The 21,358-nt window shown below is 41.0% G+C and carries 16 protein-coding genes; 14 read left to right on the forward strand and 2 right to left on the reverse strand.

Features of this window, described 5'->3' with window-relative positions:
- Positions 1–190: 190 nt before the first annotated feature.
- The 8 genes from ABTV71_RS14235 (at position 191) to ABTV71_RS14270 (ending at position 11,932) form a co-directional block, all read left to right on the forward strand.
- The gene (locus tag ABTV71_RS14235) at positions 191–778 is read left to right on the forward strand and encodes an RNA polymerase sigma factor (protein ID WP_433903654.1); all 588 of its coding nucleotides are present in this window, start codon (positions 191–193) and stop codon (positions 776–778) included.
- A 217-nt stretch (positions 779–995) separates the two neighbouring features.
- Positions 996–2,138 carry a FecR family protein gene (locus tag ABTV71_RS14240; RefSeq protein ID WP_433903655.1) on the forward strand — a complete coding sequence of 381 codons (1,143 nt, stop codon included), beginning with the start codon at positions 996–998 and terminating at the stop codon, positions 2,136–2,138.
- A 123-nt stretch (positions 2,139–2,261) separates the two neighbouring features.
- The gene (locus ABTV71_RS14245) at positions 2,262–5,936 is read left to right on the forward strand and encodes a SusC/RagA family TonB-linked outer membrane protein (protein WP_433903656.1); all 3,675 of its coding nucleotides are present in this window, start codon (positions 2,262–2,264) and stop codon (positions 5,934–5,936) included.
- Positions 5,937–5,948: 12 nt separating this feature from the next.
- Positions 5,949–7,532, forward strand: a complete 1,584-nt coding sequence (locus ABTV71_RS14250; protein ID WP_433903657.1) for a RagB/SusD family nutrient uptake outer membrane protein — start codon at positions 5,949–5,951, stop codon at positions 7,530–7,532.
- Between the two features lie 10 nt (positions 7,533–7,542).
- Positions 7,543–8,469 (forward strand): hypothetical protein, encoded by a 927-nt coding sequence (locus ABTV71_RS14255; protein ID WP_433903658.1) that lies wholly within the window; start codon positions 7,543–7,545, stop codon positions 8,467–8,469.
- Between the two features lie 65 nt (positions 8,470–8,534).
- Positions 8,535–9,878: a TlpA family protein disulfide reductase gene (locus ABTV71_RS14260; RefSeq protein WP_433903659.1), complete on the forward strand. Its 1,344-nt coding sequence runs from the start codon at positions 8,535–8,537 to the stop codon at positions 9,876–9,878.
- 21 nt (positions 9,879–9,899) lie between these two features.
- Entirely contained in the window at positions 9,900–10,991 is a 1,092-nt protein-coding gene (locus ABTV71_RS14265) for a thioredoxin family protein (protein ID WP_433903660.1), read from the forward strand.
- A 47-nt stretch (positions 10,992–11,038) separates the two neighbouring features.
- Positions 11,039–11,932 carry a S1 family peptidase gene (locus ABTV71_RS14270; protein WP_433903661.1) on the forward strand — a complete coding sequence of 298 codons (894 nt, stop codon included), beginning with the start codon at positions 11,039–11,041 and terminating at the stop codon, positions 11,930–11,932.
- A 224-nt stretch (positions 11,933–12,156) separates the two neighbouring features.
- On the opposite strand, the gene ABTV71_RS14275 is transcribed toward ABTV71_RS14270, so the two are convergent.
- Together ABTV71_RS14275 and ABTV71_RS14280 are read right to left on the reverse strand one after the other, a co-directional pair.
- The gene (locus ABTV71_RS14275) at positions 12,157–13,080 is read right to left on the reverse strand and encodes a helix-turn-helix domain-containing protein (RefSeq protein WP_433903662.1); all 924 of its coding nucleotides are present in this window, start codon (positions 13,078–13,080) and stop codon (positions 12,157–12,159) included.
- A 63-nt stretch (positions 13,081–13,143) separates the two neighbouring features.
- Positions 13,144–13,947: an SDR family oxidoreductase gene (locus ABTV71_RS14280; RefSeq protein ID WP_433903663.1), complete on the reverse strand. Its 804-nt coding sequence runs from the start codon at positions 13,945–13,947 to the stop codon at positions 13,144–13,146.
- Between the two features lie 280 nt (positions 13,948–14,227).
- Between ABTV71_RS14280 and ABTV71_RS14285 the strand changes: the two genes are divergently transcribed.
- The 6 genes from ABTV71_RS14285 (at position 14,228) to ABTV71_RS14310 (ending at position 21,274) form a co-directional block, all read left to right on the forward strand.
- Positions 14,228–14,488 (forward strand): hypothetical protein, encoded by a 261-nt coding sequence (locus ABTV71_RS14285; protein WP_433903664.1) that lies wholly within the window; start codon positions 14,228–14,230, stop codon positions 14,486–14,488.
- Positions 14,489–15,043: 555 nt separating this feature from the next.
- Positions 15,044–15,691: a transcriptional regulator gene (locus ABTV71_RS14290; protein WP_433903665.1), complete on the forward strand. Its 648-nt coding sequence runs from the start codon at positions 15,044–15,046 to the stop codon at positions 15,689–15,691.
- A gap of 147 nt (positions 15,692–15,838) precedes the next feature.
- A complete protein-coding gene (locus ABTV71_RS14295; protein WP_433903666.1) occupies positions 15,839–16,579 on the forward strand; it encodes a hypothetical protein in 741 nt (246 codons plus the stop codon).
- 23 nt (positions 16,580–16,602) lie between these two features.
- Positions 16,603–17,184 carry a hypothetical protein gene (locus tag ABTV71_RS14300; protein ID WP_433903667.1) on the forward strand — a complete coding sequence of 194 codons (582 nt, stop codon included), beginning with the start codon at positions 16,603–16,605 and terminating at the stop codon, positions 17,182–17,184.
- Between the two features lie 148 nt (positions 17,185–17,332).
- Positions 17,333–18,064: a LytR/AlgR family response regulator transcription factor gene (locus ABTV71_RS14305; protein ID WP_121123349.1), complete on the forward strand. Its 732-nt coding sequence runs from the start codon at positions 17,333–17,335 to the stop codon at positions 18,062–18,064.
- Positions 18,065–18,073: 9 nt separating this feature from the next.
- Entirely contained in the window at positions 18,074–21,274 is a 3,201-nt protein-coding gene (locus ABTV71_RS14310) for a ligand-binding sensor domain-containing protein (RefSeq protein WP_433903668.1), read from the forward strand.
- The last annotated feature ends 84 nt before the right edge of the window (positions 21,275–21,358 follow it).

A 21,358-nucleotide genomic window follows, 5' to 3' on the forward strand; every position in this document is an offset into this window, starting at 1 on the left:
TATTGATTTTGTTGCAGAGTTGATACAATTTATTGTCGAGATATTTATGGAGGATCGATAGAGGAGCCTTGATGCGGCAGTACTGTCCAAATAGCCAATTGCAGTTTATAGTATTTCTAATGATTTTTGATAATTTTTGAAAAAAAGTTTAAATTTATGTTACTTTACTATTACTAATCTATCTATTGACTTGAAAACAATATCTATCACTAGTGAAGAGCATTTATTACAAAAATTACGGCATGGCGATAGGGAAGCGTTTAAAGAACTTTACGATTTATATCACGGTCGTCTAACCTTAAAGCTTGTTTACCTGCTCAAATCCGAAGAGTTAGCACAAGATGTGCTTCAGGATATTTTTGTGAAAATGTGGGAAATCCGTAAAACCATAGACCCAAAAGGAAATTTTGGAGGCTTATTATATACAATGGCTTCTAACCTGGCTAAGAATGTGTTTCGAAAAAGTATCTATGATCAGCTGATGAGGAGCGAATTTGCCAAGAACGATAGCTATTCACCTTTTGAAGATCTGGACAATGCATCCAACGCGAAGATCGTTTTAAACAATGCGCTCGATAGGTTAACGCCCAGACAGCGTGAAGTTTATTGCCTGCATAAGATTGAAGGCTTAAGTTACCGTGAAATAAGCAAGCTTTTAAGTATTAGTGAGTCGGCTATCAACCACCATATACAACTAGCTAATAAACAGCTTAAAGAAATTTTGAAGACTGATCGTATACTGGTCGTGCTATTAATTTCCTGTCTTGGTAGTTTTTAATTCAATTAAGTAGCTGTTTTGGGTGATATATTCTTACGATCTACTTATTATTATGTCTGTTATCTCCCGTTTTCTGAATTAAAAATCCAATATTCGACTTCTTCTCCTGTTTTTTAAAAAAAAAAATTATTTCGAGGTGCTATTTTTCCTTGATCATGTGTATTTATTATTAAAGAGCACCAGAGGAGCTGCTTGAAAATAACATGAACAGCAAAAAATGAGAAACTTATTTCTGAAATATCTCAATAATACAATAAGTGCCGAGGAATTAAAAATCTTGTACCATTATTGTCGGATAGATGAAAATGATAGGGAAATTGATGTCCTTATAAAGGAATATTTTGAAACCGAAACTTCTCTGGATAATTTGGCGGCCCACAGTAATTTCGAACAGCTAAAAGACGATTCATGGAAAAACATAGAAAAACGTCTTAAAGATGTACCGTCTTCAAAAAATCTCGTTGGATCCTTCGGATTTAAATTCAGTATTGCAGCCAGTTTATTGATTTTGGGTTCTTTTTCTTTTTACATGTTCAGCCGGTTGAAAGCGGACAAAACAAGAGCCATCGAACTTCAGGATATTCAGCCGGGCAAGGAGCCGGCAAAACTAATTGTTTCGAACGGCACAGTTTACAATTTGAACGGTAAAGACGAGGAAGTTATTTCAGATCAGAGCGGTATACGTTACAAAGATGGAGATACGCTTGCCAAGATAGCTTCCAACGAATTGATGACTTTAATGACGCCTAGAGGCGGAAATTATAAGTTGACACTTCAGGATGGTACACGTGTATGGCTAAATGCGCAATCATCTTTACGTTATCCCGCATCTTTCAATGGAAAAGAACGTGTGGTCGAACTAAAGGGGGAAGCATATTTTGAAGTTGCCCACAATAGCAAACAACCCTTTATTGTCACTACGGCCTCACAGAAAGTGAAGGTGTTGGGCACATCGTTTAATATCAATGCCTATGCTAACGAAAATAGCACAATAACAACCTTAGTTACAGGTCGGGTTCAGATAAATGATAAATCGGACCATAAATTACAGGTATTGGTCCCACGACAACAGGCGGACAATAACGGCGCATCGGTAACAGTTGAAAATGTGGATACTGATCTCTACACGGCCTGGAAAGAGGGTACATTCAGATTCAGGTCAACACCTTTACCAGACGCATTGCGCCAGATCGAGCGATGGTATGACCTGGAAGTTGATTATACAGATATTCCCTCAAGCATCAAAATACATGCGTCTATTGCCCGGGATAGCAATCTGTCAACCGTAATACATGCATTGGAAAAAATTACAGGTTTAAAGTTTAATGTAAAGGGAAGGAGTGTTAGCATGATGAAATAAAGAACTGTATGTATAAAATCGGTTCTCATAAAAATAGTTGATGGTGTGGGGACACCACCAACATAGAGATCCGATATCTGACGATATTTAAACAACTATCAAAAATCTAATCATTACAAAATTATGAATTATTTCCTTTTCCACAAGGGTAAGGGGAGCTGTGTATTGCCTCGGAGGTATGATCAACTGGCCATTCCATATACATTTTCAAAATTTCTCACCAGAACACTGTTTGTATTCGTCCTATTGATGAGTGGACAATGCGCATTGCATGCACAGACGGTATCGCTGAATTTAAAAAACGCCTCATTTGTGGAGGCTACAGAAACAATAAGTAAACAGACGAGATATGACTTCTCTTATAATGATCAGATCTTAAAAAAAGCAAAGCCAGTAACGCTGAAGGTAGTCAACGCATCTTTACAGGACGCTTTAAAAAAACTATTTTCTCAACAGCCTTTGAGCTATGAGATTAAAGATCGTATGATCATTATTTTTGACAAAAGTCCATCTGTTCCAAAGCGGGCAGCATCGGCCTTGCCAACAATACCTATCAGTGGTCGGGTAACGAATGAATCGGGCAATCCATTGGTAGGCGCTACGATCAAAGTGAAAGGTGAAGCGTTCTCTACAAGCACAGATCGGTTTGGCAACTTTGTTATTCCTGCTCAATATGCAGACAACATGCTGGAAATACATCATCTGGGCTATGGCAAGCTGGAAGTAAATGCACAGCGCGCCAGAACGGTGACATTACAAATGACGGCCGCTAAGCTGAGCGAAGTAAACGTTGTTGTCAATACTGGATACCAAAAGATCGATAAGCGGCATCTTACGAGTGCTGTAACAACACTTAAAATGGATGATATCCTCACGCCGGGCATCAATACCATTGATAAGTTATTGGAAGGACGTGTTCCCGGGATGATCTTTATGCAGAACTCGGGACAGGTGGGCGCTGCACCGAAATTGAGGATCCGCGGAACGTCAACAATTTTGGGCAACAGAGAGCCATTGTGGGTGCTCGACGGAATAGTGTTGACAGATCCCGTCAATGTGGATCCCCAGCAGATCAATGATCTTGATTTTGTTAATCTGCTGGGCAATGCCATAGCAGGATTGAATCCGGAGGATATCGAACAGATTGATGTACTCAAGGATGCATCGGCAACCGCCTTATATGGAGCGAAGGCAGGCAACGGCGTTATTGTTATTACAACGAAGAAGGGAAAACCGGGAAAGCCAACCGTTACCTACTCCACCACCGGAACCTACACCAGAAGACCTCGCTATTCGGATCAAAATATGTATATGATGAACTCGCAGGAGCGCATGGATGTGTCGAAAGAGATGATCGATCGTGGTATGCACTATAATAATGTAACCGAATGGGCGGGCTATGAAAAAGCACTTCAGGATTATTATAAAGGGCAGATTGATTATGCGGAGTTTAAAAAACAGAGCGACTATTATGCCAATGTCAATACAGATTGGCTCGGATTACTGACCAAAGATTCGTATTCACAAAATCATACGCTAAGTCTCTCTGGAGGAGCACAAGATGTAAGATATTATTCGTCAATCGGCTATCAGGATGAACGTGGCGTCATTAAAGGCGAGGTCGGAAAACGCTATTCGGCCATGATGAACATTACGGCAGATTACAGAAAGTTCATGGCCCAGATTTCTTTTAATGGCAATTATTCAAAAAAGGACTATTCACCCGCAGACTTGGGTGTAATGAACTATGCTTATAATACAAGCAGAACCGTGCCAGCCTATAATCCGGATGGCAGTCTATTTTTTTATCCAAGAACGGATAATTCCCAGGTGTATAACTACAATATACTGAAGGAACAGGAGAATAGCGGCGACGAGACCAACCTCATGGCTGCCAACATCAAGGCTTTGCTTAAGTATAAGATTTTACCTGGGCTGGATGTAGAAGGAACATTTGCCTATGGTATCAGCAGTAATAACAGGGAGTTGTATTATACCAAAGACACTTACTACATCCATAAACTGCGCGCTGATAAATCTTTGCGTAATGATCTGAGCCCGGTGGGTGGGGAGCTGCAGCGCGGCGAGTCGCGCAACAACAACTATACCGCACGCTTGCAGGCCAATTATGTCACATCGTTGGGCGAGGAAAAAAAGCATCTCTTGTCCGCGACGTCTGGTATAGAGATTAAGTCCAATGAATACAATGAATTTAATATTACCCGAAGAGGATATTTTAGGGAGATGGGCGGATATTTTGATATTGTACCTACTGGCTACACCGCCTACTATCAGCAATGGATGACCACTAAACCTGCATTGGGCTACTACGGCAGGCAATTGACGAATGAGCTTGCTTGGTATGGCACAGCTGGATACTCCTGGAATGACCGCTACATATTCAATGTGCATGTGCGCGGTGAACAGTCGAACCTGTTTGGCAGACGTTCCAACAACAAATTTATGCCAATATGGGCGCTATCCGGCAGGTGGAATATGAAAGAAGACCTGCTCAGTAAGGTCGAGTGGGTGAATGATCTTGCCATGAAGGCGTCTTGGGGATGGCAGGGAAATATGCTTCCGGGCCAGTCTGCTTACATGATCATCCGTCAGTCTTTAAATACCGATCCCTATTATAATTCGACATTTTCCAATATCGTAAATTATCCAAATCCGGATTTGAAATGGGAGCGTACCTCTTCCTCAAATGTAGGTGTTGACTTCGCTCTTTTTGGAAATAAAGTGAAAGGTACGCTATCTTACTTTTACAAGAAAACCAAAGATGCTTTCCTGAATAAAACTGTATCGGAGATCAACGGATTAGAGTCTTACGTCATCAATAGCGGAACACTTGAAAACAAAGGTATCGAGGTGGCATTGAGTATCACGGCTATCGACAATGCCGGTCTGGACAGGTCACGCCGCGGTTTTGTGTGGCGTTTTGACCCGCAGTTGGGCCAGGTGCTGAACAAGATGTTAAACCGGGCTATAAACAACAGAAATAATGTACTGATCGACAATCTGACCTATAATAATTTTCTGAATGGAAGTGTGCAACTCGCGGGCAAACCCATCAATACGTTTTATTCCTATAAATTCAAAGGGCTGAGTGCAGTGGATGGATCGCCTATTTTTTACGGAACGGAAGCTGAACAGGCTGCTGCGTACCAGGAGAAATATTCCCAAATGGAAAAGGAAGATGTATACCTCGAAGTAATGGATGAATCGGGGCGTCGCGAACCTTTTATCCAAGGGGGACTATCCAATTATTTTGGCTGGCGCAACTTTGGATTCTCTTTTAATCTGACTTATTCTTTAGGGAATAAAATCCGTTTAATGAAAATTGCTTCGGGTTATGCATCGACCAATGTCTATCCGCAACAGAATATGCGCAAAGAGTTTGTCAGAAGGTGGCGCAAACCGGGCGACGAAGCCTATACGGATATACCAGGCCTGCTGGCTTCAAACAACATCAACATGTCTTGGTGGCAAATGTATCCAGCAACTGAATATAATCTAGGAGGCAGCGCCTATGAAATGTACGATAACTCGGATGTACGCTTGGTGAGCGCAGATCATCTGAAGTTGCAGTCGGCCTCCTTGCGATACAATTTTGCGGAGAAGATGGCCAAGAAACTCGGCTTGAGCGCTGCTTATGTCAGTATTACCGGCACAAATCTGTTTATGCTCAGCAGTAAAAAACTCAAAGGCCAAGATCCGACACAGTCAGGTTCTACCCCCAATATTAATCTTTCAGTAAGGCCCACCTTTTCGGGAAGCCTTAATGTATCCTTTTAAATCGAGTCTATTATGAAATATATGTATTTGATCTTACCACTGCTTTGCCTCACAGCATCATGTGGCAAATTCTTGGAAGAGTACTCAACGGATCAGAAATATGTCGAAACCACAGCAGATCTTAAGAGTCTGATGATCGGCGAGGCCTATATAAATAACCTTACATTTTCGATCTTCGATCAGGCAACCATGGGAACATTAAGCTCAGAGACGGGCATTACGGCGCCGTGGTTGCACGTGATGGATGATGACAGTGAACCTTTTTTAGTCGATTATGTAGCCACCGATAAAGCTACTCCATTTTATATGTTATCGGGTTTTCACAATTGGAGTCAGGAACCTGCACGGAGTATTCTCAATATGGAATGGACAGACGTGTTTTGGCGAAAGCTTTACAAACGAATTGGGGCACTGAATGCCATTCTCTTTCAGGCAGCAAGTCTAGCGGAAAAGACGCCCGATGATGATGAGTTGAAGCACCTGCGCGGTGAAGCTTATTTTTTGCGGGCTTATTATTACTTCCTGTTGCAAAATACGTATGGTTCACCGTATCGCAAATCCACTGCAGCAACTGACGAAGGAGTGCCCTTGAAGGTCAGTGAAAAGGTGGAAGATCGGTATTTTAAACGCGATAAGAATGAAGCTATTTATAAACAGATCGTAGCAGATCTCGACCAAGCTGCAAACTACCTCAGCAACTATAACCCTGTTTCCAAAATACAGGTTGGAATTGCAGCGGTAAAAATCTTACAGAGCAGGGTGTATCTTTATACGCAAGACTACGACAAAGTACTGGCCGTGCTGGATGGCTTCGAATCCTTGGGATACGCGGTATCCGATCTGAACCAATACGTGACAAATTCCAGTTTTAGCGCCCGTAGTTCCAGTGAGATGGTATTTACCATGGGTACAAATATGATTCCTACGGTTTTTATGGACGATTCTCTTGGTGCGTATGGAGGCAATGACCGCCGTGCATCGGCCTTTAAAAGTTCAGATAACCTGATGGAAAGCTTCGAGCAGGAGGATTTAAGACCAACAGCTTTTTTTATGCGTTCGACAAAGAATAAAGCCTGGTTGCCGGCCAAATACCGTAACTGGAAAACCTATAATGATCCCGAACAAGTGTCTTGTCTTTTTTCTTTCCGTGCAGCTGAAGTTCTATTGAACCGGGCCGAGGCGATGGCGATGCTAGGCTCAGATGCGCAGGCACGAAATGAGCTCCAAAGCCTCCGTCAAAAGCGCTTAAAAAACGCAACGGCAGCAGTGTTACCGCAGTCTAACGCTGCGCTGGTTGAATTTATCCGGCAAGAACGTCGTCGTGAGCTCTGTTTTGAAGGCCACCGTTGGTTTGACCTGAGACGATATGCGGTAAATTTAACGTATCCGCTGGCGGAGTCATTTGTCATTAAACATCTGACTTACAACTATGATGCGCAATCCAACACCTTCACACGCGCAGGATACTATGTGCTACAATCTGTTCAGAAAGACCCTGCATGTTGGCAGGTGCCTATACCGAAGTATGCAATAGAGTTTAACCGCGGTGATTTAACAAATCCTGTGCGTCCTGTCCGTGCTGTTCAACCCTTGTAATTCCGTCTTTATGAAAAATATACTTTATATGATTTCGCTCATCGTTCTTGCGCTGACAGGGGGATGCAGCAAAGAGGAGACCACCGCTTTTAACGACTATGACAAAAATTGGTTGGTGGTAGAAGATGACGCTAATGATGCCTCAACCCATGCGAGATACCTTTTCTTCAAAGAAACGGGCATACCGGTGTTTGCAAATGATACGATTGGTTCGCAACAGCGCATAGATGTATTTGGCAAGGAGTACACCCATTATGAAAAATTATCCATGAGTTATTCTTTAGGCGGGATTCAGAGTGGAGCCCCGCCTTTGGTACAGTCATTTACCTATTGTAATAAGGCCGATGTGGCGACTGCGCTTACCTTTCTCCGGGAAGAAATTATTCCAGTGTTGCCCAAAGGAGTCCATGTTCCGAGCATTCTGTTGGTGGATAATATGACAAGCAATGCCTTTGGATCGTATGCTTTTAAGGGGTTCAATACCGTAGTGATCGCGCAGGTATCTAAAATTACTGGCATGGACGCGGCGACAAGGGCCAATTACAAAGCGGCAATTTTAAGGGCCATACTGACCAATACAATTCTTGACAGCAGATTCAACAGCTTGCTGGACAAATTTTATGCAGTATCCAGAAAATATGTGCCCAACATGGATGCTTATGGCCTTTATATCTATTCATTAACCGCCACCAACGTGAAGGGACTTCCTGATGGCGTGCCCATCACATTACAAGCAATAGGCTTTCTGGCTACTGATCCTCGAAATCCCTATTATACGCCGATGTCCACTTGGATGGACGTGTGTATGTACCTCGAGGCCGCTGTAGCATATACAGAGACCGAGTTTAAACAGAAATACGGCGATAATCAGCGTATCATGGATAAGTATGCAATCATACGCCAGATATTGGAACAGGTAGATTTTAAAATACAATAAGCAAACACGTATTAAATAAAACAATTGTTAAGCACTTTTTAAAAATGAACAAACAAATAAATAAAATGAGAAACATAGTAATGTTAATGTTGAGTGTTACGCTCTCGACATCGCTCTCAGCGCAAACAACAATCCAGGGAAAGTTTCGTAAAATATTACCGAATGGTTTAGATGTTGATCGGGTATTTTTTTCCAAACCAGATGTTGCTGGTCCGATTGTCGTTGAAGAAATACTAAAATCAAAGTCAGATCAAACCTTCCAGGCGACACTGAAGCCAGCTGATTTAAATGTGATCCGATATATTGGAGTTTTCGATGAGCAATATCCGGTTTACCTAAAGCCCGGCGAAAAATTGTCTATTGAAGCTGGTGATGGTAAAATAAGTTATTCGGGCAACGTGAGCAAAGAAAACCAGGTTTTTGCAGCTTGGTACAAGCTCATTGCGCCTTTAAGAAATTACGGCTATACAAAAAAAGGGTATACGCTTCCTACTGATCGTTATGTTTCCCTGCTTGATTCGTTGGAGAAACCGGTACAGGATTTTGTGAAAAATATTCGTACAGGCAACGATAGCTTCGATAAGCAGGTCAAATATTTACTGCCGTACAGCTATAAGTTTGACATGTTGATGCCGTTGGCTACAGGTCTTTCCTTTAGATCCAAAAATGAATATCCTGCACAGGTAGCTAAATTGATCGAAGAAGAAAAATTTGCCGATGCGAATCTGTGGTCGCTGCCCTTGGCATATAATTATATGTCCAATTTCAGTTTCGTAAAATACATTCTTTATAATAATAAGCAAGGGATTGCTGGAGAAATGCTCGTGCCCGAAATTGCAGACGACCAGCTGCGGGCAAAATTTATATTAGCGCACGCGCAGCGCGGAGTGACGCAGAGTCTAGTCAAATTTTTGGAAGGTAATCGTAAATACATGATGGATGATGCGCAGAAAAAAGAACTAGCTTTATTGCTCCGTCGTGCCAATTTACAGATTGCCGGTGGATCGTGGATTGATTTCACCTATCCTGATGTCAATGGTAAGATGCATAGTCTTTCCGAAAACCTCGGAAAGGTGGTGTTGCTGGATCTATGGGCAACATGGTGCGCCCCTTGTCTGGCTGAAATACCCGCATTAGAAAAATTAGAGAAAGAACTTGAAGGAAAAGATGTGGTTTTTATTAGTCTATCGCTGGATACCGATAAGGCAAAATGGCAGAATATTGTCAAACAAAAGCAATTGTCTGGGGTTCAGCTTTTTTCAAACAGCGAGCCACGCTTTATGCAAGATTATGAAGTTGCTGAAATTCCGCGTTACATTGTGTTTGACAAGAACGGTAAAACGGTAAATTTCAATGCGCCGAGGCCTTCTGATCCAAAATTGAAAACACTAATTGAGTCAAATCTTTAAAATTAGCTTAAACACAATAAAATGAATAAAATTTATACAGCGTTTCTATTCGCGTGCTGTTTATTATGGCAGGTGACTGTATCCGCACAGGGGATTAATTTTGAGCACATCACCTTAAATGAGGCCATTTCCAAAGCGGGCAATCCTGCTGAACCCAAGCTGATTTTGGTCGATTGTTATACGTCGTGGTGTATTCCTTGCATCGAAATGGCTTCGACGGAATTTCCTAAAAAAGTCGCCGGTGATTATTTCAATCCCAAATTTGTATCCGTAAAATTTGATATGGAGAAAGGGGAAGGGAAGGAGATCGCGAAAAAGTACAATGTAAAAGCCTATCCAACTTTTCTACTGCTCAATGCGAAAGGGCAAGAAATTAATAGGGTCGTTGGCAAATCTACGGCGGAAGAATTTATCGAAAAGGTGACTGCCGCACTCGACCCTAAAAATTCACTTCCTGGCCTGAAGGCCGCTTATGAGGAAAAAAAGGGTATGGATACGGGAATGCCTTATGCGTTGGCGTTATACCAAAATTCGCAGGACCCCGGCCCGGTGTTGGATGAGTTATTTGAAAATGCGCAAGATTTTGAGCGCTTCAGCAAAAATTACCTAGAACTGGCCTTGGGCACGGCCAAATTTGGCAGTCCATTTTTCAGGAAATTGATGCTGGAAAAAGTGCGTATAGACCAGGCAATAGGTTCAGAAGTGACCAATAGAATCATCTTTGATAAAGTCAGAAAGGATATGTATTTTATTGCCAATGAAAACGGTGCGCGCTTCAATATATTTTATACCCCAAAAGAAGTGGAGGAAGTTGCTTATACCATCTCTCTGTTAAAGTTGGATCCCAATGTGCCTGAACACCATATGCCCAAGGTAGCGCTATATGTCGCAAACAATGACCTGGATGGGATGATCCGCTACTACAACCGCTACATCGGTCGATTGCGTTCCGATGATGTTTTTAAAGGGATGTATGACGGCATTCTGCATAGTAAGCTGAAAAAGGCTTCTCCAGAGCAACATGCGGCTATCAGAGCCTATTTTCAGAATCTGGCTAACCGACTCAAAAAGGAATCGATGCAGTATCAAGAATATACAGATAATATCAAATAGACCATCTCCGCGCAGCTGTTGCGCGGAGAATCCATAAACTATATCATATGCTTAAAATAAATATTGGAAAATATTTGATTGCGATTATTGTGGCTTCTGGCTTGACCGTCGGAAAAGGAAAAGCCCAAGTTTTTACAAATGATGCAAAAATCTTTGCTGGGTATGAACATTCGGTAGATTCGTTACTTGCATCGGCCGGGACCCTGAGTATTGATTTGGCACAAAATCAACTGAAACAAGGCGGAAGTAGCGTTAAAATTAATGGAATAAAACCATTCAAGCGCGTATTAAAGGCTAATGACCTTTACAAATTAGCGAAACAAGCCACTGTAATTACAGGATGTGCATACCTATGTCCAAAATGTGATAAGGTACATATCAGCGAATCTTCCGGTTATGTCATTGATTCTAAAGGTATCGTGGTCACAAATTATCATGTGATGGCGACCTATGCTTTTATGAAAGACGGCAACAAACCCAAGGGTTTCTTTGTGCGCCTCTCTGGCGGAAAAACGTATAATGTGATATCAATACTAGCTTCTTCGAAAATAGACGACCTTGCTATTTTGCAGCTAGATACTAAAGGAGACGAGCTACCGGCCTTGCCATTGGCACAGCGTGCGGAGGTAGGGGATCAGGTTTACGTGCTCGGACACCCTAAGGGTATGCATTACTATTTTTCACAGGGCTATGTCAATAACAAATATATGGAACAGACCGGCGAACCAAACAATAGGATGTACCGGGAAATGATGGCTATTTCTGCCGACTATGCAACGGGTTCCAGTGGCGGGCCGGTCATGGATATTTACGGCAATGTGGTAGGTACAGTCTCTAATACAAATATGCTGTTACACAGCGACATGAATCCAAGTGTGCAAATGGTGGTGAAAAATACGGTTCCGGTTGAATCGTTAAGGAAAATAGTTTTACCGTTGTAGTTTTTTAGGGGCTTCATTTAGTTTGCCGAAGCCCCTTTATTAATAGCCTCCGATTTATCATCCAACTAGCGCCTATTCTGATAAAATTTTCTTGGTCGATCAGAAAGTCGAGCTCATTTTTAATCCGTAAGTCAAATGATATTTTTGGAAATTGAAACAAAAAAAACTAACTAAAATTAAGGTATAGGGCAAGGTAATTAAGCGTGTAAATAGAAGCGACCGTTTCAGTTGGAAGAAAAATTAAACATCTGCCTGAATGCTAAAGGTGAAACATTGGTTTTTTTCTTAAACAGTTTGTTGAACGATTGTGGATGTTCAAAACCGAGGTTATAGGCAATTTCTGCCACGGATAGGCTTGTTGTCGTGAGTTTTTCCTTGGCCTGTTCAATTAACTTATCGTGAATGTGCTGCTGTGTGTTTTTACCGGTAACTGAACGTAGTAAATCGCTTAAATAACGGGCCGAAACATGGAGGCCCTCTGCTAAATACTCTACGGTCGGAAGCCCCTGTTTTAGGGTTTCTTCGCTGTCGAAATAATTATCCAGCAATTTTTCTAATTGGGTCAGCAGCGCATGGTTAACCGCTTTCCGAGTAATAAATTGACGCTCATAGAAACGGTTGCTGTATTGCAAGAGCATTTCAATTTGCGACAAAATAATTCCTTGGGTATGCTTGTCGATATGCTGATATTCCTGTTCGATTTTAAGAAAAATTTCTATAATGTCTTTTTCTTCCCGTTCGGAAAGATGTAATGCTTCATTAAGCGCATACGAAAAGAAATTGTAGTTTTTTATTTTGGTAGCTAGGGGGTGGGTATACAAAAAATCAGGGTGAAATAGGAGCATGTAACCTTTTCCACATTCGACATTCATCTTTCTGATTTCGGCAATCGTTAACGATTGGATCTGCTTGGGCGCAATAAAATTCATTGTTCCTTTGTCGAAATCGTAATATTGTTGGCCGTACTTTAATTTTGCGGTTACATCTTTTTTTAAGGAAATGCTATAGAAATTTACGTAGAACTGCTCCCAGATGTCGCTTTCATCAGGTTTAATTCCAGCTACATCGATGACACTGATGAGTGGATGTAAAGGAGCCGGCAAGGACAATTGCCGATGAAATTCGGATATGGAATTGATACTATGCATCGTTTTTGTTATACAAATTTACAAAAAACAACTGCCTGTAGAGGCAGTTGCTGATTTAAAAAATTAGGCCTCAAATTGTGTTGCGATTTCTTGCCTAAATGCTTCTTTTCCGATTTGTAGTCGTCTTTCATAGAGCGCATGTGCATCTTCGCCAGCCAGATAACGTATTTGGTCTTTATTGTCCGTGGCGGCTTCATACACCACTTGGGCAATTTGTTCGGCCGAGGATGCATTTTGCATCATCATATCCATTTGTTCGAAGAGTTTGTCTTCGATGTCCTGATAGTCGGAAGTTCGGTTCATATCCAAAGAACGGCCGGTAAAATCTGTCGCTATTCCTCCCGGAGCAACTGTTTTGATTGCTATTCCAAATTTTTTCAATTCAAAGGACATACTTTCGCTCCAGCCCTCCAAAGCGAATTTTGTCGCATGATACATGGAATGTAGCGGGAATCCCATAAATCCGCCAATTGATGTGGTCGAAATAAATAAACCACTTTTCTGTGCTCTAAAATGGGGAATAAAGGCTTGTGTAACGCGCAATACCCCCAATAGATTTGTGTTGATTTGGCGAAGGATTTTTTCGTCGCTCAAGGTTTCAAAAGCGCCCATTAATCCATAACCTGCATTATTGAAAACGACATCAATGTTACTTAAAGAGATGGCTTTTTCTACAGTTTCTTTGATTTGGGCAGTATCGGTAACATCTAATTTTAATAGCGTGATGTTTTCGATCCCGGTAAGTTCGGTTTCATTTTCGGGATTTCGCATGGTTGCGATCACATTCCAACCCGCCTGCTGGAATAGTTTGGCAGTTGCTTTTCCCAAACCGGAAGAAGCTCCTGTAATGAAAATTGTCTTTTGCATCGTGTTATTGTTTGATTCCATACCACAAATGTCTAAAGAAGGCGTAGCGTACTTGTTGCCAAATTGAGCTTGATTGTAGCCAAAATGACGAAATCAAAATGTGTGAAAAAAATCATCGCCAATGGAACGGAAAATTCATCGACTTTGGCACGATTATTTGTTGATATTCGTTATAAAAATAATGCAATGTTAAGCTGAATTATTGCTCGGTTTTATACTTTTTGGCGTATTCGTATTGGCGTAATTGCTGTATGTTGAAAATTTTAGAGGATCTATATTTATGCAAGAGACAATTGACGGGATAAGCGGGGAACCACATCGTTCACAGGTGTTCCGTTTAACTTACAAAGGACAGGATTATCAGCTGGTGTTGTTGAAAAAGTCTTTATCAAAGCTCGATACGGAATTGCCAATTTTGCTCGACGGAATTGAGCAAAAATTAGTAAAAAGAGGTGACTGCTGGTTTTTTGAAAACAGGCATTCGGATCAGCACTTTGCGACAGAGATTTGGCGCAATTTATCGCTTCGATATCGCCTTTGAGGCCAAAATGACGATTGTACAGCTGCCCAAGGTTGCCTAAGGCTTCGCATATGGCAATCGTTCAATCCGGCTAGTGGTATGGCAACTATCAAGACCGACACCTTTTGGATATTTTGAATCTACATTGATGCGTCTCATGCACAAATTCGGGTGAGATGGCTAGATTTTCACGTCCGTCGCTGTTTTTGATCCCAACCAATACCAAGCTTTTAAATCCGCCCGACGAGTTGATAAAATTAGCTCTGTATCTTCTCCCAAATGCAGCCATTGCGTTTTCATTATAAATCATGGTTTATAAATTCTTATTTTTAAGGTTTAGCTATTCTGTTTATCATGCCCCTGAATATGAATGCTGCATTCCGAAAGCGGAAGAAAGAATCGCATGTAAAGTAAGGGGGGCGATCTTGACAGGTCTAAAATCGAGATATCGCTAGCGAATAGTAATTGTTACCTGCCAAATATTAAACAATACGAGGATACGATTGGCAAAAACTGTAATTTCCCTGAAGAAATAACGTTCAAGAGAACGCCATGACTTAATTTAAAACAATAAAGATGAGAAAACATTCGTATATAACACTTCTTTTTATCGCCGCGGTCGGTAGCCTCCGTGCGCAAACGGTGACAACAAAATTGGTTCCGATACATTTAGCAGCAAGTTTTGACCGTGTAAAAGAAGCTATTCCAGATATTTCCGACCAGTTGCTGGATAGTAAAATGCTGATCAGACCCTTAGCGAGTACAGATACTACGGCGAGTTTTGAAATTGAAGAACAGGGGATAAGCATTGAAACTCTTGTTGATAATGAAAAAGAATATAACAAATTGGTCTCAGCAGCAGCAAATGACGTTTCCAAACCAAGTATTCATATATTGTATCATTATAATTTAAAGGATAAAAAATCAAGAGTGAAGCCACCAAGAAAAATCTTTTTCTTTCCTGAGTATGGGGTAATCTGGACGTTGACCGTACGAAAAATAGCAGAAAAGGACACGAAGATTGTACTTGAGTATAAATCGCTGGCGTCCGCATTTGCGGAAAAAATTGAAAGCGAATTTAAAGGCGATCATTATTACAACAACAAAATGGTGAAAATTGCGGTCAATGACAAGCGAATGCGTACCCTAATCGAGCAGATTTTGATTAATCAAATGCATGTCGACAGGGATTATCCCGCACCGACATATCCAGCGCGCAATTAGTTATCTGTATGGTTTGAATTTCGGAAAGTAAACAGAGATTTTAGAGATTTTTTTCCTGCGCTCAGGGCCGCCCTGAAGCTCATATAGTGAGAGTCGGGCAAGCGAGCGGATGTTCGTCTATATAGCATGGGACCATTTAAATAAAACATGATGAAAATATTTTGGAAGATCGTTCAATGTTTGGTGCTTGTCGGCTTCATGATTGTCTTTGTTTTTGTAATGAATAGCTACCGCTATTTGATCTATGCGCTAATGGGCGCTTTTGCGCTCTATTTTCCGTTGAGAAAAATAATTATTGGCAAATTAAGCAATCTGGATGGCAGCAGGAAAGCCCAATATGAAGTCAACGGTAGACCCGTTAATATGCAAATGAGTAAGCTTAGTGCCTTTGTCGTTTTGTTGGTCCTTATTTATGTTATTATCGTTACCGTCTTTTCCATGAGTCCGTATTTGGAGCGGAAAGAGTTTAGCGTGACGCATTCAAGCTGGGTAGCGGTAACACCGTCCATCCTGAAATTTGTGTGTGACTTTCAGGGCGGGCGGACCAAATACGCATATCTCGATCTGGAATACCAGTTTACCGCCGATGGACAGTCCTATGGAAAAAAGATTGTTAAGGCCGAAAAGCTGTATTCATTTTTCCCAATTTGGGGAAAGCGGGGCCCTGAACAAATGCTGATTGAACTGTTAAATAGGGTAACCCAAAAAAATATAGCGAAAGAGCCCGTCTTGTATTATAACCCAAATGATCCGACGCAGCACAAGTTTTTTTTGGCGAACGATCGCTTTTATCCGCAGGGAGTAATGCTATATAATTTATTGTTTGTGTTTTCCATTGTATTTTTAATCATTGTACTTACAGCTGTTTTGTTTAATATAAAACTATAGTATAAAAATCAAATCATCTAGCCATGAAAAAAAACTTGTTATTACTTGCAATTTTTCCGCTTATGATATGCAACGGGCAAAGTAAGTCCCCAGTAAATGGATTTGTAAACAGCGTAGACCTGAAGGGAAAGGTTTGGCATGTCGGCAAAAGCCATGGGATAGATGAGCCTGGCGGAATAATATTTTCCACTGACATCTATTTATATTTTCTGGATAAAGACCGTATTCAAATGACCTATTCCCAATATACGCCAAGCGTTGGTTTTCATAGCATAACGACAAATGGAATTTATTTTATTGAACGGAAAAACGAAGTTTCTATCGTCATTTTAGAATCAAAAGAGGCATTGGACCGGAGTAAAGTTACAATAGGCGAGCACGAAGTGCAGCTTTTTTTATACGCAATGAATCGGCTCCGAAATCCCGATGAACCAGCAGTCGACATAATGACATTGCCAGAAATAAAAACGTATCGTTTTACCGTCACCAATTATTTGCCAAATGGAGATTTTAGGACTGAGCTTAACCTATTCGACGAAAGGCAGGTGACTTATCCTTTCGGAATTTACACTTTTGATGACAATAAAACTGTAAAACAACCATAATAAGCTATTCCGTTATTTATCGTTCAAATTATCCATCCCTAATTAAAATCCTCCGATTCGCTCATCTACAAGCTTTATTCGCTCAGTTTTAGCTGAATATATCCTAAAAAAAGAGTAGATTTAATAGAATTAATTTAATGGGCCAATTATGATTCGAGCAATAATAATTGATGACGAAGTGAAAGGAAGCACGTTACTTCATCATAAGCTGAAAGATTTTGCCGAAGACCTGACCGTTACGCATATTTTTAACGATCCAGTCCTTGCGTTGCGGGAGCTTGTGGCGCTCCAACCTGATGTGGTTTTTTTGGATGTCGAAATGCCCGTAATGGATGGATTTCAGTTGTTGGAGAATATCGGACAATTTGAATTTGAGATTATTTTTGTCACAGCCTATCAGGTATATACGTTAGAGGCACTACGTGCTAATGCGTTGGATTTTTTATTAAAACCCGTTGACCCCGAGGAGTTAAGCTGCGCCGTCCGCAAACTCAAATATAAGATCCTAAATAAAAGAAAGCTCGCTTCAAGTTTGACCCATCGCGGTACCGATCACATGAAAATTTCACTGCCAACCATTGAAGGTATCTATTTTGTCAAAAAAAGCGATATCATCAAGGTCGAAGCCATGAGCAATTACTCTGTATTCTACCAAGTGAACGGAACCAAAATAATTGTCTCTAAAACGCTCAAAGAGTATGAACCATTGCTGGAAATGGACAGCTTTATACGAGTAAACCGAAGTGTTATAGTCAACCTGGACTATGTATTGCGTTACAAAAAAGGGGATGGTGGAACATTGGAGCTCGAAGATGGTTCTGAAATTGAGGTCTCCTCTTCTAAAAAAAGCCTGGTCATCGAAAGGTTGATAGGTCATTAAATTGATATTATGAGATTGAGGTTCTTTATATTTTGCTGGTCAATTGTCTTAATGCTGCTATCTACTTCCAGGGCGCAACATAGAACCTATAATCTCATTCATTTTTCAGCTGAATCGGGCCTCCCGAGCAACGAGGTACGTGGACTGGCAACTGACGCACAGGGGATCGTGTGGATATCGACCAATAAAGGGCTGGCTTTTTACGATGGCAAACAGATACATCATATCCCATTTAATCAATTAGGTTTGGGCTTTACCAATGACCTGGGGAAGATTGCTATCGACGCTCATGGACGTATATGGATGGCAACTGATAATCAGGGGCTATTGTGCTACGATAAACGTAAGCCCCTGGACAAATCAATTACATACTATCCGGTGCGGCTGGATCAATCCATTCTTAAAAATGAATTGTATGAGGTCTTTGCCAGTAAATCGGGCTTGATTTATTTTGGAGGGCAAGAGATGGACCTACAGGTTTTGGATCCCAATACCCGAAAGATAAAACGGGTTGTATTTCCCTTAAGTAAAAAAGATGGTGCTCTGAACATCTACTGCATCAGAGAAGATAGTCGTGGCATACTTTGGATCGGAACGCGCTACGAGGGGTTCTTTAGTTATGATCCCCGCAGTGGCAGTATAAAAAACTTCAATCTGAATCAGCCAGATGAAAATGCGGTCTCCAGCTTTGTCTTTCGAAAAAACGAAATCTATAGTATGTACTATGATCATGATCTGGTCAAGTATATGCCTAAGAACGGCTCGTTAAAGGCTAACTTGCTTGGCGAACAAAAATGCAAAGAATTTTATGATAATGCCTATCCAGCAATGATTTTTGACCCCAACCGGGATGAGATCATTGCCGGGCATGTGTCCAAAGGGATCACGGTGTATAAACCTGAGACGGGACAGCAGCAGCAGATAAAATGGAGTGAATTATGTCCCAAATGCGAATTGCCCATCAAAGTAAATGTCATGCTCAAGACGAACAATGGATACTGGTTGGGTACTACGAATGGTCTTTTTTGGTATGAAGAGTCGATGAACAAGGTCAATCAGCTGGTTCCAGCTGATAAGGAACCCATTATCGATGTTTTTAAAATAGGAAACAACCTTTGGTATAGGACGGCATATAATTTTGGTCTATTGAGTACCGATCTCAAGAAAAAGCTATCCACTTTCTCTTTAAACGGTATAAAAATGAGTCAAATCAATGTAATTGATGGGGTTATCTATTTTTCGAGCTTCTATAATGGATTATTTTATTTTGACACCGCACAAAAACAGGCGATTCGCCCACTAAAAATCATAGGTAATAAATTCGGTTTTGATTTTGGCGACTGCAATACTGTGTTAAAAGATACCATTGATAGCAAGCTGTTTTTATGGATCGGTACTTGGAATAATGGATTATATAGATATGATCTGTCCAATAAAACGATAGTACGTTACGACAAGAGCAAAGGTTTGCCGAGCAATAAAATTGTAAATATGGGGCGGGATAACGACCAATCCATTTGGCTGGGGATGGATGGACATGGACTCATCCAATTACTGGATAAGAAAAAATTTCGCTGGCGCCAGTTTGTCCAATTGAAAGAACATGGAGGCTTGCCTTCTAATAAGGTGATTGCTTTTTCACCGGGCCATCGGGATACGCTATGGTGCAGTACCGGCGCCAGTGGACTGAGTGCAATCACAAAAAAAAATAATACCGTATTTATTCAATATTATCCGGATAAAAATGACTTTCCACACAATTTTGTCAATGACATTAAACGGGATCAATTAGGACGACTGTGGTTACGTAGCAACGATGGATTGATGGTTTTTGATCCCAGTACAAAGTCTTTTGTTCAGTTGGCTCATGGAAAGGGGATAATCCCTCCATTACCAGTCAAGACTTACGCCGTCTCGCTGGTCGATAATGATTTGATCCTCTGTACCTCAAATGGCCTTTTGCGGACGGGTTTAAAAAACCTGAATTTTAAATCCGCAGTTTTGGAAAAACCGCTGTTCAGTAAATTTCACATTGCAAACAAGGATTATAGCCATTTGTTATTTCATGGTCCAACAGTAGAGCTTCGACCCGAGGAAAATAGTTTTGCTATAGATATTTCCCATCCTGACGCCGCCTTACGGGAATATATTTTTGCCTACCGTCTGAAAGATGTAGATCCGGACTGGGTGGTTGGCAAAGAAGATCCGCAAGCTGTATACAACAATTTGCCCGGCGGAAATTATATCTTCGAAGCTAAACTGGGAGATAAATATGGACAATGGTCCCCCGAAATCGCAAGGCTCAATATTCAGCTGCAGTCGAAATGGTTTGAGACAGTATGGTTTAAGACCTTGGTCCTTTTGACAGGTATTGGTATCGTCATTGGTGTATTTTTGTTTCGACTGCGCCAACAGAAAAAGATCAATGAGATCCAATTGGCTTATACCAACCGATTACAAGATGAATTGGCCGCCAACGAAAGAAAAATCAAGGAACAGGCAAAGATCCTGGAAATTGAAAAGGAGGAGAAGCTGGAAGCTGATTTTAGAAAGAAATTAATCGAAAGTGAGCTGAAAGCGATCCGTTCACAGATGAACCCCCATTTTATTTTCAACGTATTTAATTCTATCGAAGCCTATGTCATTGAAAACGATTCAAAAAGTGCCAGCCACCTGATTCATAAATTTGCGACCCTGAGCAGGATTGTGTTGGAAAATTCCAGATCTTCTTTGGTGAAGATCAGCTCTGAGCTTCATCTGATCAAATTGTATCTGGAACTGGAGCAAGACCGTTTTGCGTATAGCTTTTCATTTGAGATACATGTCGATCCGCATTTGGATATTCATGACAAGAAAATACCTTCTATGCTGATTCAACCCCTGATAGAAAATGCCGTGCACCATGGTATCCGACACTTGGTGGACCGTCAGGGTAAAATCCGGATAAACTTGATGCAAACTCCAACATCTATACAGATCGAAGTTTTGGATAATGGTGTTGGCTTTGACCAGGCACAACAGACAAAACACCAAAACTTCAAAACCACTTCTTTTGGTTTAAAAGGGGTACACGACCGGCTGAGTCTACTTAATGATAAATCGTCAGATCGCACAGCGCTATTGACCGTAACTTCTTTACCCCAGGAGCATGAATTTAGTACCATGATCAGTATTTCCCTACCTGTCATTCGCTTGAACCAGGAAGATTGATATGCTACATAGCAATTCTGCGTAATTTTTGATGAATAATTTCTCAGCTTTTGCTCAAAAAGAAACCCTCTTCACTCATTTTAA

This window comes from Sphingobacterium puteale, from assembly GCF_050986225.1.
Classification (GTDB): domain Bacteria; phylum Bacteroidota; class Bacteroidia; order Sphingobacteriales; family Sphingobacteriaceae; genus Sphingobacterium; species Sphingobacterium puteale.